Here is a 15,611-nt window from a genome sequence, read left to right on the forward strand (position 1 = left end):
CCATCACGAGGAGCCCATCCATGCGCTACGACGGCGACAACGAATACCCCTTCGACACCGACAACCGCGCCTGGCGACGCCTCGGCGACGTCACCAGCGAACACTTCGACGCGATCACCTGGACCCGCGACCCGGACGAGCGGCCGATCCTGCTCACCCTGCGCGACATGCCGACCGGGGACACCATCACCCTCGCCGTCCTCGACTCCCTGGAGATCCGCGACCCGCACGTGCTGCTCGCCGTCCACACCAGCGGCGAACTCGACGCCCACGGCCCCACCAGCGGCGCCACCGCAGCCCACTCCCACGCGGCGACGCTCGCCCTCGACAACGCCACCCTCGCCGCGACCAGACCCGCCCCGCTGCACAACCCCGCCGCCACGACCCTGCCCGCCACCTGCTGGGTCGACCTACCCGCCGACCTCGCCGCGACCCTACGGCCCGCCCTCCACGACGCCCGTACCGCCGCCCTCGTGCTGCTCGACCGCACTGGTGGCCGGCTCGCCGCCGTCGGCCCGTTCCCCACCCACGCCGCCGCCGACGCCTGGCAACCCGACGACGGACCCGGCCGCACGGCCGACCGCCTCATCGTGCCCCTACACCCCATCACCCTCCACGAGGCCCCAGCCGTGACCGACACGGCGCCGCCAGCTGGCTGATCCGGCTCTCCACCAGCCCGTACCGGCACCAACTTGACCGCGCAGCACGCCGGTGTGGGGCCCGCATCCACCGGATGCGGGCCCCACACCGCAAGGACAAGGAGACGACGATGAACAGCACGCCCCACCCCGGCAACGAACCGGACCCCGACAGCCCAGTCCGACTCAACGTCGGCGACCCGGACCTCCGCAAAACCCGCCTACTCGCCCGCGAATGCGCCACCTGCATCTTCAAACCCGGAAACCCGATGCACCTCGCACCCGGCCGGCTCAAGCAGATGGTGACCACAGCCCGCGGCGACGCGGGCTACATCATCTGCCACTCAACCCTGCCGTACGCCGGCAGCCCGGTCCCACCCGCAGTCTGCCGCGGCTTCGCCGACCGCTACCGCACCTGGCAACTACAGGTCATGCAACGACTCTGGGGCTTCGTCGAAGTCGAACCACCCACCCCGAACACCGCCGAAGCGCCTGAGTGACGGGAGACAAACACATGCCTGACATCGACGACTTCCTCAGAAACCAGGAACGCATCATCACAACCAGGGGCTGGGCCGTCACACACGTCCTGCCCACCGACGACGACCCCGACACCACCGCCCCGTTCGCCTACACCGTCGGGCTCACCGCCCACGACCACCCCGAACTGATCATCGCCGGACTGCCGCCCCTGGTCGCTCACACCCTGCTCAACGACCTGGCCCGACAGGTCTACGACAAGGCCGAACGATTCAGCCACGGTCAGCGCATCAGCGACCTCATCGCTGGCTACGACGCGGTCATCATCGACGGGCGACCGACCGACGACCTGCTGCCGGGGGCGGCGATCGCACGCTACGGCCGCCTTCGGATCCGCCTGCAGCAAATCGTGTGGCCCGATCAGCAGGGCCGATTCCCCTGGGACAGCGGCTACAACTTCGACCCACATATACAACCCATGATCGCCCACCTGTAGCTGGGCAACCTAGCCGTCGGCGTACCGAAGGGTGGTTTGGTGTGGCAAAGGCGGTCGTGGAGTCAGACCGCCGTTCAGCGGCCTGGCCGAGGTAGTCAACCGGCTCGTGCGCCTGACAGCACCATCTGCATCGGTCCAAACAGCTCAAAGTAGATCGGTTTCCGGCTATCCGTGGACGGCAAACCGTCGTCGGCCTGCCACTGACCGGCTACATCGGCAGTCGCCTTGCCGACAGGACGCGTGAGTGCTCGCACCATCAGGACCACCATCGACCGGCTAGCCCGAACATATGAGGAGCAACCGTGACCATGCCGCAGCAGCCGCACTCCGGCAATGCATTCAGCAACACACCACCCAGTCAGCCGCAGCCGTGGGCCGGTGCAGACGGGCAGCCCTCAATGGCACCACCAACCGGTCCCGCTCCCACCGGTGGCACCAAGGACAGCCGTGTTCGGCTCATCGCCGCCGGTGCCGCCGTCCTTTCGGTGCTCCTTATCGGAGTCGTCGGCTACGCCGTTTGGGACAGGTATGTTCGCGAGGACTCCGGTGTCGCCGCCTGCAAGGCGATGTCGGAAGGCCGGCAGCCCGACGGCAGCGAAGACGCCGGTGAGGACGCGAAGCTGACCGAGGCCCAGTACCGGGAAGCGCGCAAGGTGTTCGAGGACTCGCGGCACGAAAAGATCCGCGAACACGGGACGGCGCTGATGGACATCGTGTGGCAGGTCGACCAGATGAACGACGATGAGGCTCTCGGGGCCCTGGCTTTCATGGGACCGCTGGGCACGCACATGACCGGGTTGCAGACGGCGTGCGCGGATCAGGGCGTGATTCTGAACTTGAACCAGGACTGAACCGCCGTGCTCACCGACGTTTCGCCCCGTAGTGGCGCGATCGTGGCAGCTCTCGCCCTCGCACTTGCCGGCTGCGGCGGCGGACAGGCCGATAGCCCGACTCCTGCCGCCGCGACTCCCGCCACCACATCGGCAGCGCCAGTCGCCACTCCCACCAGCGCCAGCCCAACCCCGGACGCAAGCACCAGTCCTACAGACGACCCGTATGCACCGCTCGCCATGGGCAAGTCGACGACCGTCGCTGACGGGACCGCCATTGCCACTGTTTACTCCTACCGCCACAACGTCGCCAGAACAGCACCTCGCCCAGACGAGCAGCCTGGCTTCGTCTGGGGAGCCGCCGATGTGAAGGTGTGCGCTGGCACAGGCGTCCCGGACGGCATCAGCGTGTCGAACCTGCCGTGGACACTCGTGTACGCCGACGACACCCAGTTCGAGCCATCATCGATCGGCTACCAGCAGTTCCCTAAGCCGGAGTATCCGTGGGGCGACAAGCTCCTTGCCCCCGGACGGTGTGTGCGGGGGTGGATCACGTTTCAGGTGCCAGGTAAACGGCGGCCGGTCGCCGTGGAGTACGCACCGGAAGGTGTGCTTGTCGCGCCGCGATGGACGGTGAAGTAGTCGCAGCACTCGGCCGTCGTTCAACCTCTGCTTCCGATGCGGAGAAGCAACGAATCCATGCCCACGCCGAGCCATCCGCCGACCGGACCGACTGTTCGTCACCACAGCGCAGGTGCTCATGTAGCCCGTCCTACAGAACAGTCACTACCTGGCCGGACTGTCAGCTGAGTTGGCCGGTGTGCCCGGAACCTGTTCGTCGTGTTCGGCCCCTCGCAATGCCCGGTCGCCGAGGGTAATCAGCTGGCAGGTATCGATAGACGGATCGCAGTGACTTACCGACTCTCTCCGCGAGGATCTCCGGAGCGAGATCTGGCTCTTTGCGTAGCCAGAAGGCCACCGCCTCTGCGGTATTCATGGGCGCCGCCGTCTTGCCGTCGCCTCTGCTGGCTCCTCCGGACTCTTCGGGCTCGTATGGGTCGGCCTTGCCTGCGCCGGTCGGCCTCTTGAAAGACGCTGCGGTAGGCGGTGACGCGGCATCGTTCGATGAAGGGAGCGCCTGCGGATCCGGACTCGGGTTCGGCTCGTGATCGGCGGCGTCCGGCGTAGCTGGCGTGAAAGGAGCCAGGACCGGCGGCTGGGTCAGGGCCGGCGCAGGTGCCGTCGGCGTGACGACGGCCTTTTCGCATCTGCACCAGCGCCAATGGCGGCGATTGGCGTGTCTTGTTGTGGTGATCGTTTCGGGGGCCAGATCGGCGGCGAGGAGTGTGGTCAGCCCGGCGTAGTCGGCGCTGGCCGTGAGGCGTTTGGCGATCTCGTCGAGGTCGTAGAGGTGTATGGCGATGTCGGCGGTGGCGGGGTCGACCGCTTTGCGGATCTTGCGTCGTAGCACTGTGGCGATCGCCTGGTGGCGGTGTTCCCGCGTGATTGCGGTGCGGGCGGCTTTGAGGGAGTCGTAGAGGCCGAGGCCGTCGGCTTTGGCGATGGATCGTGCCCGGATGGTGATGGCGGGGTGGCGGATCCAGTGACCGAACAGTTCGTAGGCGGGTGGAGTGGGTGGCAGGCTGCCGGTGGCGCGGAGTCGGTCACGGCGTTGATTGCCGGTGTGCATGAGCCAGACGAGGTAGCCGAGGGCGGACATGGCGGCGTAGAAGCCGCCGACGAGGTGATCGGGGTGGGCGATCCAGTTGAAGGTGACGGCCGCTGCGGCTATTGCCGCGGAGAGGATTCGGGATGCTAGGGCGTGTTCGCCGAGGCGGCGTCGTACATCGGCGTTGGCCATGACGACCACGCCGCCGAGTTCGAGTGCGGCGACGGCGGGGATCGCGATCAGTGGGGGGATGTCGAGGGTGTGGACGCTGCCGGTGACCTGTCCGACGAGGGCGACCAGCAGGACCAGGACGTAGAAGGTCTGCCGCATCAGGGCGGTGCGACGCACGGCGGCGGCCAGGTCGGCGTCGACGGCGTCGCGGGTCGTCACGGCGGTGGTGCCGCGCCGTGATGGCGTCGTGTGCGGGTCAGCTTCCGACGCGCCCGGGCCTGCGGTGGAGGCCGACCCACCCGATGTCGCTGGAGCAGGGCGCGCGTGGCTGGTGCTGCGACCGCTGCCGTCGGCGACGGCGTGCGTGCTGTTGCCGGGGTTGAGGGCGAGAGGGTCGCTGGTGTTCGCGGCGGTGTCGGGTGCCCCCGATCGGTGGGCCGTCATGGGCGCTGTCCGCGGGCGTCGGGGCGCGACCGATCTCGGGGACTGGCTTGTAGCTCGGTGATGAGTTGGTCGGCGAGGGTGAGGGTGTCCCGGCTGGGGGTGGTGTCGATGTCGTGGAGCCGGTGGGTGAGGGTGCGGCGGAGGGCCACGATTTCGTCGAGGTGTCCGAGTGCGGCGTGGGCGCGCATCGCGTGTTGGTAGACGGATTCGGCGTAGGGGTCGTGGTGGATCGCGGTGTTCAGCACGGTGATGGCCTCGGCCGGGTCGGGGGTGGCGGCGGCGAGGGCGAGGTGGGCGTCGAGGGCTTGGCGGCGGATGGCTTCGCGGGGTGCCTCGATCCATTCGTAGTCGAAGCCGTCGGCGAGAGCGCCCTGGTAGGCGGCGACCGCGGTGCGCAGTGCGGTGAGCCGTTCGTCGGGGTCGTCGGCTCGTTGCGCGTCGCGTAGCGCGTCACGCATCCGCCACAGGTCCGCGTCGATCAGCTCGCGGTTGAGGGCGTAGCGGCGGCCGGGGTGGGTGAGGTAGTTGCCGGTTGCGCCGCCGGTGCGGGTGAGGGTCTTGCGGAGCGCGGACACGTAGGTGTGCAGGCGGTGTGGTGCCTTCGATCGTGGGGCGTCGGGTAGCAGGTCGTCGAGGATGGCGTCCTGGGTGGCGTCGCCGTCGTGGACCACGAGGTAGACGAGCAGTTCGAGGGCTTTGGCCCGCAGCGGGACGCTGGTGTCCATGTCGACGATGCGGGCGGTACCGAGCGTCCCCACCGCGACGCGCCCGTCAGGCCGCGCGGTCGGCTCTGGCCGGCCGTCGACCGCTGCCGGCGCCCCAGCGCGGGTGCGCCCGTCGACCGCCCCTGTCTCCGGCCCGGTGTCGACTGCGGCGGCTTGGGAGGGACCGGGTTCGGCGTGGTCGTTGCCGTCGGCCCCTGCGTGGCGTGTCGGTTCCGATGTGGTGGCGAGGTCTGTTGGCGGGGTGGGTGGTGTGTGCCGGGTACCGGTGTGGGCTTCGGTGAGCGTGGTGATCAGGTCGATGGTGTCGGCGGGGGTGAGGACGGTGAGCCGGCCGAGGTCGGCGGGGTGCCCGGTGTGGCGGGTTGTCTCGTCGGCGGGGGAGGTGGTGCCGTCGGTGTCGACGACGACGGTGTCGCCCTCGGGCCAGGGGCCGAGGAGGATGCCGTGGATGTCGAGGCGTTGTCCCTGGGCCAGCAGCGCGGCGATACGGACGCGTTCGTGGCGGGCGGCCGTGTCGGCGATGAGCAGGACGGGTGGCTGCGGCTGCGTGTGGGGTTGGCGGTGGCGGAGGTCGGCGATGGTGTCGACCTCGTGCCGGTAGACCAGCCGGGTCCGGTGCAGCGCCAGTGTTTCGAGGAGGTCCAGGGCGTCGGCCAGGCTGCGGGTTACGGTCAGGCGAGGGCTCACGGGCAATGCGGCTGCGTCCAGAAGGCTGGCGGCGGTGGGGGAGGGGATGACCACCGAGCCGCGCGTGTGCGGATCGTGCGCGTCGCCGGCGGCGAGAGCGGCGGTGAGGAAGCCACGCCCGGCCGCGTGCGCGCCGGGACCGGTCAGACCGAGGCCGGCGGCCGGCCACACTGCCGCGCAGTTGTCCAGAGCGGGCACCACCGGCGCCGCCGCGTCGGCGGCGGACCTCTCGCGGGAACTCGGTTCGCTGCCGGCCGGCGTGTTGTCCTCGACGTCGTCGCCCGCGGCTACAGGCTCGGCTGTGGCGTCGAGGGGGTTCGTGGTGTCGAGGATGTCCACACCGATGTCGTTGTCGTTGTGCTGCTGGCGCAGGCTTCGGCGGATGCGGGTGACGACGGCGGGCAGCGGCGTGAGGTCGGCGTCGCCGCGCCGAGCCGAGCTGGGGGATCGTGGTTGGTAGTGGCGCCGACGCAGAGCCCAGACCAGGACGGCGGCTGCGGCGATCGCGGCGGCGAGACCGACATCCAGCCAACTGCCGCTCCCTACCGTGATACCGCGACTCGTCTGTGCCTCCGGGCTGCTGGACGGTGACGGCCCACTGGCGGTAGAGCGGCCCGGACGGCCTTCGGCGGACGGGACGGGCGGCGTAGCGGGGCCGGCGTCGTCGACCGGCGTAGAAGCGGTCGGGCCCGGGGGCACGTCGGCGCTGGCGGAAGGAACTGGTGTGGTGGCGGACTTGCCGGGTGTGGTCGGTCGTGGTTCGGGTGTATCGGCCTCGGGTGGGGGCGCGGCCGGGAGGGGTGTGGCCGTCGTGGGTGGGAGCGCTTCTTTCGGTAGTCGCAGGGTCCAGCCGGGGTGGATGAGGTGGGGGTTGGTGAACGTGCCGCCGACGGTGTCGAAGCGTGTACCACGGTTGAGCTTCCAGATCTCGGGCCAGCGGTCGGGGTCACCGAGCCGCTGCTCGGCGATCGCGGAGAGGGTGTCACCGGGACGCACCACGCACGTGTCAGCCTGTGCCGGCTTGCCGGTCGTCCGTGCCGCCGACGATGGCTGACCGCCGGTGTGGGTGGTGCGGTGAGGGGCGGCCGTGCGGGTGTCATCGGTGACGTCCGCTGCTCGTTGGCTGTTCGGGGGTGCGTGGCGGGTGTCCGTCGGCGATGCCGAGGCCGCGACGGTGGGCAGCGGTGCGGGCCGCTGAAGGTTCCGGTCCAGGGTGGGACTGGGGGTGTCCGCAGGTGGCGGAAGGTCGAGGGGAGAGGTGTCGGCGGTGGAGGTGGTGTGCGCGGCCGCGGGTAGGGCGGCGGAGGTCACGGCGGTGGCGCCCAGCAGCGCCGCCGCGAGCCCCTGCAGCGGCCCGGGCAGGCGCAACGCGAACCGCCACCGCACCCGCGCCCCGACACGCTGACGGACGCGGTGGGCCACGGCGGTGGCGAACAGTGCCCAGAGCAGCCAGGCAGCGGCCTGCAGCAGCGCGGTAAGGAACCCAGTGGTCAGGGGCTGGTGCACCCAAGCACGCAGCTGCTCGTCGGAGGGCGGCCCCGGAATCAGGTCCGGCCCCGCCAGGTACAGCAGCCCCAGCGGCGCCGCCGCGAGTACGACCGCGGCCACGGTCGCTGTCGACATCGGTGCTCTCACGCCTGCCTCCCTTCGCCGGCACCACCTACCGGCATGTGCCGGCCATGCGGTGACACAGACCGTAGGAGCGACGCGACGGGATCGACCCGGTTCAGCGGCTAACAGAACCTCACACCGTCTAACACAACCTCACAACCGCAGGTCAGACAGCACACCCCGCGCGGGCGCGGCTCGAGGTGCCCGTCACGTTCGGGGTGCCAACAGGCCGCCCTGCCATCCACGGTGGCTGTCGGTCGCCGGGTACCCGCTACCGACGACCCGCCCGCTCGCCGACCATCCTCGTCCTTCTCGAGATTCCTGCCGCAGCGGCGGAGTCCGCTCAGGTGGTGCGGCCGTGTAGGAGCGCGACCTGGAGGACGTGGTCGGGATTGAGGCCGGCGGCGATGAGACCCCGCTTGTACCGCTCTGCCAGGTCGGCGGCGGCCGTGTGCTCACCCAGCCCGGCGAGGATGTTCACGGCTCGCTGGTGCAGGTCGGCGTTGTACGGGTCGACGCGGATGCCGTCCTGGAGGTGTGCGAGGGCGCGTCGGGGGTCGGGTTCGGTGTCGGCCAGGGCGGTGTAGGCGTCAAGGACCAGGCGGCGGGCGGTTTCCCGGTACGCGTCGAGCCAGGGCCAGCTGTGCCCGGCGGCGAGGTCCCCGGTGTAGGCGTCGATGACCGCCCGCCACGCCGTCGCGGGATCGGTGAGGGTGGACGCCGCGTGAGCGGCGGCGGCGCGCAGGTGCCACAGGTCGACGTCGACGTGGTCGGGGTGCAGGCGGTAGCGGTCACCGGTCCGGTCGATCAGGGGTAGGTCGGTGGCGGCGCGTACGGCGGTGCGGAGCTCGCTGAGGGTGGTGTAGAGGCGGCCGGTGAGCCGATGCGCGGGCAGCCCTGGCCAGAGGGCTTCGGCCATGACGTGACTGTCGACGCCGTCGACGTGCACGGCGAGGAAGACTAGGGCCTGCCGGGCCGCGGTGCGCCGCAGCAGCAGAGGCGTGCCGTCGCAGAGCAGCACCGGTTCACCCAACACCCGCGCCCGCAACCGCCGACCCACCTCGCCACCATCGTGGCGCGGACCTGGTTGGCGCGGTATCCGTGCCTGCGGGACGGGCTGCGGTCGGGCATCGCGGACGATTGGATTGAGGTGGCCGGTGACGGTGAGCAGATCCGCCGCGGCGACCGGGTCCAGCACGCACACCCGCGGGCCAGACGCCATCGCGTCGAGGGCCTGGGTGTAACCGTCGGCCGCCACATGCCAGGTCGTCGCTTGCGGCCAGTCGGCCAACACGACCACGGTCGCCACCTCGGTGACGAGCGTGTCCGGGGGCGGCCCGTCGAGGATCAGCACCGACCGCCCGCCCGGCGAGGAAGGCGCCGCCTGTGATGCGGCGGTCACCATGGTGGTGGCGTGCGTGACGGTGTCGGCGATCCACAGCCCCGACCCGGGACGAAGGAAGGCTGCCTCCGGCCCGAGCAACACCTGCGCCGCGCGGCGGGTGATCACCAACCGGGCGGAGTCCTGGCGTAACGCGGCCAGGAGAACCGTGACCAGCAGCCCGCGGGCGGCGGCCAACGCTCCCGGCCCGCTCAACCCCACACCGGCCGCCGGGAACCCCGGCGGCAGAACTCCCACCACCGCCGACGGCTGTGGTGGGGGTGAGTCGGGCCGGACGGTGGTGGCGGCCTGGATGGCAGCCACGGTGGCCGGTAGCGGCGCCAAATCATCCGCGTCCTCGCTCGCCCGGCGGGGGCGGTAGGCCAGACGGCGACGCAGCCACAGCAACCCCACCGCCACGCCCACCTGGTCGGCGACCGCACGGGGCAGCCACCCGCCCACCACGACCACCCCATCGCTACTCGCGGCCTGATCGACGCCGTCCCGGTCGTGAATGTAGCCGGCACCCACCTCCGTCGCGGGATGGTCGGGGCCGCTGGTGAGGGTGCTGGGGGTTGCGATGGTCAGGGCGGCCGCACCGGCCACACCCGTCGCGGTGGCCTGCCACGGTGTAGGCAAAGGCAGGCGGCGCAGCCACCGGACACCGGCCCACAGCCGCACCGCCGTCCGGACGGTGACGGTGTAGGCGACGAAGGCCCACAACGCCCAGGCCAGCACCACCACCATCAGAACCAGGTTCTGCTCGGTCAGCGGATCACGAACCCACCCCCAGATCGCCACACGAGGACCACCAATCGCCGGCCAGCCGACCAGCCGTACGAGCAGCAGCGGCGGACCGACCAGCAGGACAACGACCATCAGCGCCGACGCGAGCCGTCGCGGCCACCGCATCAGCTCACCCCACCCGACCCGGCCCGACCGCGGGCGGTCCCGGCGGGAACGCCGCAGGTTGGCCGGTCGTGGGGCCGGGATGGATGATGCGCGACCACAACCGGCGCAACCACCACATCGTCACCGCGATGGTGTAGATGACCGCGAGGATCCCCGTGGTGCGGTGACTGACCAGCGCGGCCAGGAGGATCGCGAACGGAGCACCCAGAACCAGACGCAGTGCCAGACGGGACACCAGCGCGGTGATCACACCGACACCCATCAGCAGACCACCGACACGACCAGCCAGATCCAGCCACACGATCATGTCCTGCATCCGAGGCGCGGTCACCGACCACTGGATCACCAGCATCCCGGCGGTGGCCGCGACCACCGACGACACGGGAAAAGCCAGGAACTCCGACCAGCCGCCACGCGGACTACGCCACTGCCGAGCGGCGATCAACGCCAACACGGCCGCCACCACCAACAACGGAACGGTGGGCAGCAACGCCCAACGCAGGAACGGGCCCAACTGCGTACCGATGTACTGACTACCCACCACCGCGTACATGCCGGCCACGGCCACACCCAGCCACGCCGCGGTCACAATGCCAGTGGCGACCTGCGCACGCGGCGACAACGGCACCCCCGTGTCGGTACGGGAGGCGAGCGACGAGCCGAGCACCGTACCCGCACCCAGACAGGCGAGCACGGCGAACACCGCCGCCATCGCCAACTCACCCCAGTTCAGCATCGCCCACGGCCGCAGATGGCCGCTGTTCCAGATCGGGGTCAGCAGCATGTGCGTCACCAGCGCCAACGACGCGAACCCCGGCACCGCGATCTCCACCGCCCGCCGGATCGGCGGCACCGGCTCCGACACAACCTCCGACACCTGCTCCAGACTGCGCCCACCCGCATCCGCCGCCCCCGCAGCGGCGGCCAGCAGAGGATCCTGCACCAGCAGCGGCGTGAACCCCGTCTCCGTGGACATCACCTTGGCGACCAGCGGCATCCTCGCCGCACCACCCGCACACCACAACCCGGAAATGCTGGCCGGATCGACCTCCGCCGCGGCCACCACATCACGGACCAGACCCGCGGCCCGGGACAGCACCGGACGCGCCGCCTGTTCCAACACGACACTGTTGAGCACCACCGCCGGTCCCGCCGGCACAGGCACCGTCACCGCCGCATGCTCGGTCAGGGCATGTTTCGCCGCCCGCACACTCGCCGCCAACACCCACCCGTCCGACGGCGACTCCGGCTCCGGCAGCACGGCGGTCAAAGCGCGGTCGATGGCGTCACCACCCGCGTCGACGTCAGCGAGCGTGGCCAGGACCTCGAAACCGACCGGACCGCGCCGCACCACACTCACCTCAGCGCCGCCACCGAGATCACACACCACGACAACGGAACCCACCGGCACCTGCACCCCTACGGCGAGCAGGTGGGAGGCCACCGCCACCGGAGCCTCCACAAGCCGCGGCTGGGGTAGACCCGCGCGGTGCGCGGCATGCCGCAACCACGTCCGCCGCCGCGGCCCCCACCCGGCCGGCACCACCAACCGCACATCCTCCACCGGGCCACCCGCCACCGACCGGGCCTCGTCGACGACCCGCCGCAACGTCGCCGCCACCAGATCCGCCGGCGCCACCTCACCACCGGCCACCACCAGCCGATCATCAGCAGGACGCCGGGGAAGAGGAACGAACCGACCCGGGTCAGCCGGAGCGGCCTGCCACGCCCGCTGCCCCGTCAACACGGTCCCGCCGTCGGCGACGAACACCGCACTCGGCAGACCCGGCTCGCCATCGAACAACAGCGGCGACCACGAACCGTCCGGCCACGCCAGCACCGCGGTCGTCGTGGCGCTTCCGCAATCGATCGCCAGTCGTGCCTGACCCGCACGCATACCGACAGTCAAACATGAGGATCACATTCACGTCACGCCTCAAACACACCCCGCGACCGCCCGAGCGAGACCTTATCGGCTCCTACCGAACCCAGCTCCAGGCACCAGCAGCCGATCCGACCGGGCAGGGCCCGGTTCAGGTTCTACCACGGGACGTGAGGCGCCTCGCGGCGTCGCTTGGCATCGAGCCACAGATGACTCGACGGCTCGCTGCAGGTGGCGCCTACGGCCAACATGTCCGTTCACCGCGGAATCGGCAGGCCCGCGCTGCCACTATTGGTGCGGTCGGTCGGCGTTCAACCGCTGGCGCTGACAGGGTTCGCCTATGGTGTGAAGCCACCCCTGGTGCGATAGCGCTTTGGGGGAACATTGCTCAGGCCGCCGATCGAGCCGATGCGAGCGAGGCCGACCACTCGTCTGCCAGATTTGGGTCGGCCTGGGGCTGCTGCGGAGCCGAAGTGGGATGGGTGGCGGGGAACCGCGTTCGTCGACACGACGGACGTCTTTCTGCAATCTCGCGCGGGACGGCCGCTTCACCCCTATTTCCCGGATGTCTGCAGGCACCTGGCCATGACCCTGCCGCCCGGCACGGTCGTCGACGGGGAACTCGTGGCCTGGGAGAGCGACCGAGGCCACGAGTTCGGCCTGCTGCAACGGCACGGCCGGCCGCCACCTCATCGAGGAGATCCGCCGGCACCCCGCTCACCTGGTGATCTTCGACGTGCTGCAGGAAGCCGGCGTCGAAGTGCTTCGTCTACCGCTGGCGGCGCGGCGGGCGCGTCTGCCGCGGCTGCTCACCGACGGCCCCGCGGAGTTGCCCCTCTGCCCGCAGACCATCGACACGAACGTGGCCCTGACCTGGTACGCCCATGGTGCGGACGCCGGCATCGAAGGGCTCGTCATCAAGGCACTGACAGGAACCTACCGGCCGGGGCGAGCCGATTGGCTCAAGATTAAGAAACGGGTGAGTGTCGAGGCGATCGTCGGAGGTGTCATCGGTCGCCTGACCGACCCGATCGCGCTCCTGCTCGGCAGGCTCGACCAACACGACAGGCTGCGCTACGTCGGCCACACCGTCCCGCTGTCCACGGCACAGCGCCACGAACTCGGCACCCTGCTGCCGGTCGTCGCCTGGCATGGCCCTAGCCGGGGGCATCCGTGGCCCCGACCCTTACCGGCCGGTTGGCTCGGACGGTTCGACCGGCCGCAGGCCGTCGATTACATCGCGGTGGAGCCGGTGATGGTGGTAGAGGTGAGCGCCGACATCGCGTGGGAGCACGGCCGGTGGGTCATCCTGCAACGCTACTTCGCGTCAGGCTGGACCTGGAAGCGTCGGATGTTGCAGGCTGGAGGCCCGGCTAGAAGGGCCAACTCCACGCTCCGTGATGTCGCATCCTCCGCGCCGCATGTCCTAGACAAGGTCACCACGAATGTGGACATATACGTAAACGACCTGCGTGCACAGAGTTAGATCCATAGGTGCACTTTAGATGCCGATAAGGGGAATTGCTGATGCGAATTCGGCGAAGAGCGATCGGTTGGGCCCTATTGGCCGTCGCGCTTCTTTGGTTCGCAGGCGCGGCCTGGATTCTGGCTTATGAAGATGGCTGGTACTCGTTACTCGCCGGTTCTTTGCAGATCCTGGCAGGAGTGGCAACCACAATTGGGGGTGTTCGTGAATTCCGGAAGAAGAAGCGATAAGGGGCGACAAATGGCGGCCTAGTGCCGCGTCTTTGAACGTTGATCGTGTAATCCGTCGGTTCTGAGGACGTGTCGGGCAGGCTGTCTCCCAGTGCCTGAGGCTGTGGGAGGTGGTGCCGGGTGGGTAGACGGCCGGAGGTGTTCGTCCGGCAGGTGTCGATGGCCGAGGGTCAGCGGTTGCAGCGGATCACCAGGACGGCGAAGGACCCGGTGAAGCTGCGGCGGGCGATCGTGGTGCTGATGTCCGCCCAAGGGCAGCCGGCCCCGGATATCGCCCACCTGTTGAAGGCGACCGAGGACTATGTGCGGGACGTGATCCACGCGTTCAACGAGCGGGGGTTCGACGCGTTGGACCCAAAATGGAGCGGGGGCGCACCGAGACGGATCGATGAGCAGATCGGCGACTGGATCTGCGTCATCGCCCGGTGCGACCCCCGCTTCCTCGGTAAGCCCTTCTCCTGCTGGTCGCTTGCCAAGCTGCGCGATTACCTGGTCGAGACCGGCTACGTCACGACGGTCAGCGTCGAGACCCTGCGGCGGATCCTGCACGAACGTGGCGTGTCGTGGCAGGCCACGAAGACGTGGAAGGCCAGCACCGACCCCGACTTCACGACGAAGATGCGCACGATCCTCGACCTCTAGGCAGTGTCTCGAAGTCGGGTGCGGCGTGTCGGTGATCGATAGATAGCGAGGTCTCCGGTAGAGGGTTCATCGACCAAGAAGAACCTGAATACCGGAAACCTCGTGGCCACCATAGCGGTGACGAGGCGGCACGACCTGACCGACGCCCAGTGGAGGGTGTTGGAGTCGCTGCTGCCTGCGGGTAAGCGGCCAGGCCGACCGTCGCAGTGGAGCAAGCGGCAACTCATCGACGGCATCCGGTGGCGGGTGCGCGTCGGTGCGCCGTGGCGGGACGTGCCGGCATGCTACGGATCCTGGCAAGCGATCTACGCGCTGTTCCGACGCTGGCAGCGGGCCGGGGTCTGGCAGCACATCGTCACCGAGTTGCAGGCTCGCGCCGACGCGGCCGGGTTGATCACGTGGGACGTCAGCGTCGATTCCACCATCGCTCGGGCCCATCAGCACGCCGCGGGCGCACGTCGTCGCCCGCACCAGCAGATCGAGCCGCCCGGCGGAGTCGGCACCGAACCAGGCGACCATGCTCTCGGCCGTTCCCGTGGCGGCTGGACCACCAAGCTGCACCTGGCCTGCGAGCAGGGCGGCAAACCGCTGTCGATGCTGCTGACCGCCGGGCATCGCGGTGACAGTCCCCAGTTCACCGCCGTGCTGGCCGGCATCCGCGTGCCCCGACCCGGTGTCGGCCGTCCTCGCGTGCGACCTGACCGGGTCATCGCCGACCGGGCCTACACCTTTCGCGCCAACCGGACCTACCTGCGCCGCCGAGGGATCAGGGCCTGCATCCCGAGCAAGGTCGACCAGGACGCCCACCGGCGGGCCAAGGGCTCCGCCGGCGGCCGGCCACCTGCCTTCGACCCCGAGGTCTACCGGCAGCGGCACGCCGTCGAGTGCGGCATCAACCGCCTCAAGCGCCACCGCGGGCTGGCCACCCGATACGAAAAGCTGGCCGTCCGCTACGAAGCCACCATCCACGTCACCGTGATCAACGAGTGGCTACACGCACTTCGAGACACTGCCTAGCGCTTTCCCACGCCCCAGCCGCCGGAGGGCCTAACCTCACCCTCCAGACCCTCCAGGCGTCAGCAGCCGAGCTGACTGGGCACTTTGTCGTACGGTCCGTCGGTCATTGTCCGGCCTCACCGCCGACACCAGGTCGGCAGCGAGCGGACCGTGACGCGGCAGGCCGGCTGCGGTTCGACCGGCGGCTCGCGGAGTGAGCGCGATCGACACAAGTGCGCGGGCGAGGTAATCGGCGCGGGCGAGTGTGCCGAGTATGTGCATTGCTGCCATGCGCGGAGCGACCCGGGCAAGGGGTACCCTTTGATCCCAT

General features: G+C 69.7%; 12 protein-coding genes and 1 pseudogene. 9 read left to right on the forward strand and 4 right to left on the reverse strand.

Annotation, left to right across the window (positions count from 1 at the left end; translation table 11 throughout):
- Window positions 1-20 precede the first annotated feature (20 nt).
- From VAB18032_RS03105 to VAB18032_RS03125, 5 genes are all read left to right on the forward strand, one after another.
- Window positions 21-659, forward strand: coding sequence for a hypothetical protein (locus tag VAB18032_RS03105; RefSeq protein WP_013731317.1), 639 nt, complete (start codon window positions 21-23; stop codon window positions 657-659).
- A gap of 110 nt (window positions 660-769) precedes the next feature.
- Window positions 770-1,138: a hypothetical protein gene (locus tag VAB18032_RS03110; protein WP_013731318.1), complete on the forward strand. Its 369-nt coding sequence runs from the start codon at window positions 770-772 to the stop codon at window positions 1,136-1,138.
- 14 nt (window positions 1,139-1,152) lie between these two features.
- Window positions 1,153-1,614 carry a DUF4262 domain-containing protein gene (locus VAB18032_RS03115; protein ID WP_013731319.1) on the forward strand — a complete coding sequence of 154 codons (462 nt, stop codon included), beginning with the start codon at window positions 1,153-1,155 and terminating at the stop codon, window positions 1,612-1,614.
- Window positions 1,615-1,916: 302 nt separating this feature from the next.
- Window positions 1,917-2,465: a hypothetical protein gene (locus tag VAB18032_RS03120; RefSeq protein WP_148272183.1), complete on the forward strand. Its 549-nt coding sequence runs from the start codon at window positions 1,917-1,919 to the stop codon at window positions 2,463-2,465.
- A 219-nt stretch (window positions 2,466-2,684) separates the two neighbouring features.
- On the forward strand, window positions 2,685-3,086 hold the full coding sequence (locus VAB18032_RS03125) for a DUF4352 domain-containing protein (protein WP_148272184.1): 402 nt from the start codon (window positions 2,685-2,687) through the stop codon (window positions 3,084-3,086).
- Between the two features lie 160 nt (window positions 3,087-3,246).
- Here the strand turns inward: VAB18032_RS03125 and VAB18032_RS32290 are convergent, their stop codons facing one another.
- From VAB18032_RS32290 to VAB18032_RS29875, 4 genes are all read right to left on the reverse strand, one after another.
- A complete protein-coding gene (locus tag VAB18032_RS32290) occupies window positions 3,247-4,503 on the reverse strand; it encodes a hypothetical protein (protein ID WP_193386287.1) in 1,257 nt (418 codons plus the stop codon).
- A 221-nt stretch (window positions 4,504-4,724) separates the two neighbouring features.
- Window positions 4,725-7,775, reverse strand: coding sequence for an AfsR/SARP family transcriptional regulator (locus VAB18032_RS03135; RefSeq protein ID WP_269764239.1), 3,051 nt, complete (start codon window positions 7,773-7,775; stop codon window positions 4,725-4,727).
- Window positions 7,776-8,094: 319 nt separating this feature from the next.
- On the reverse strand, window positions 8,095-10,044 hold the full coding sequence (locus tag VAB18032_RS03140) for an AfsR/SARP family transcriptional regulator (protein ID WP_013731324.1): 1,950 nt from the start codon (window positions 10,042-10,044) through the stop codon (window positions 8,095-8,097).
- A gap of 4 nt (window positions 10,045-10,048) precedes the next feature.
- Entirely contained in the window at window positions 10,049-11,884 is a 1,836-nt protein-coding gene (locus VAB18032_RS29875; RefSeq protein WP_232510658.1) for an Hsp70 family protein, read from the reverse strand.
- A 450-nt stretch (window positions 11,885-12,334) separates the two neighbouring features.
- Here VAB18032_RS29875 and VAB18032_RS33430 point away from each other — a divergent pair.
- The 4 genes and pseudogenes from VAB18032_RS33430 to VAB18032_RS03160 all read left to right on the forward strand — a co-directional run.
- Window positions 12,335-12,586: pseudogene (locus VAB18032_RS33430) on the forward strand (ATP-dependent DNA ligase); the annotation flags it as partial.
- 40 nt (window positions 12,587-12,626) lie between these two features.
- A complete protein-coding gene (locus VAB18032_RS29880; RefSeq protein WP_269764248.1) occupies window positions 12,627-13,412 on the forward strand; it encodes an ATP-dependent DNA ligase in 786 nt (261 codons plus the stop codon).
- A gap of 350 nt (window positions 13,413-13,762) precedes the next feature.
- Window positions 13,763-14,284 (forward strand): helix-turn-helix domain-containing protein, encoded by a 522-nt coding sequence (locus VAB18032_RS03155; RefSeq protein WP_013731327.1) that lies wholly within the window; start codon window positions 13,763-13,765, stop codon window positions 14,282-14,284.
- A gap of 102 nt (window positions 14,285-14,386) precedes the next feature.
- Complete coding sequence (locus tag VAB18032_RS03160; protein WP_013731328.1) at window positions 14,387-15,301, forward strand: IS5 family transposase; 915 nt, start codon at window positions 14,387-14,389, stop codon at window positions 15,299-15,301.
- The last annotated feature ends 310 nt before the right edge of the window (window positions 15,302-15,611 follow it).

Origin of the sequence: Micromonospora maris AB-18-032, from assembly GCF_000204155.1 — a bacterium.
In the GTDB taxonomy this organism is placed as follows: Bacteria; Actinomycetota; Actinomycetes; order Mycobacteriales; family Micromonosporaceae; genus Micromonospora; species Micromonospora gifhornensis.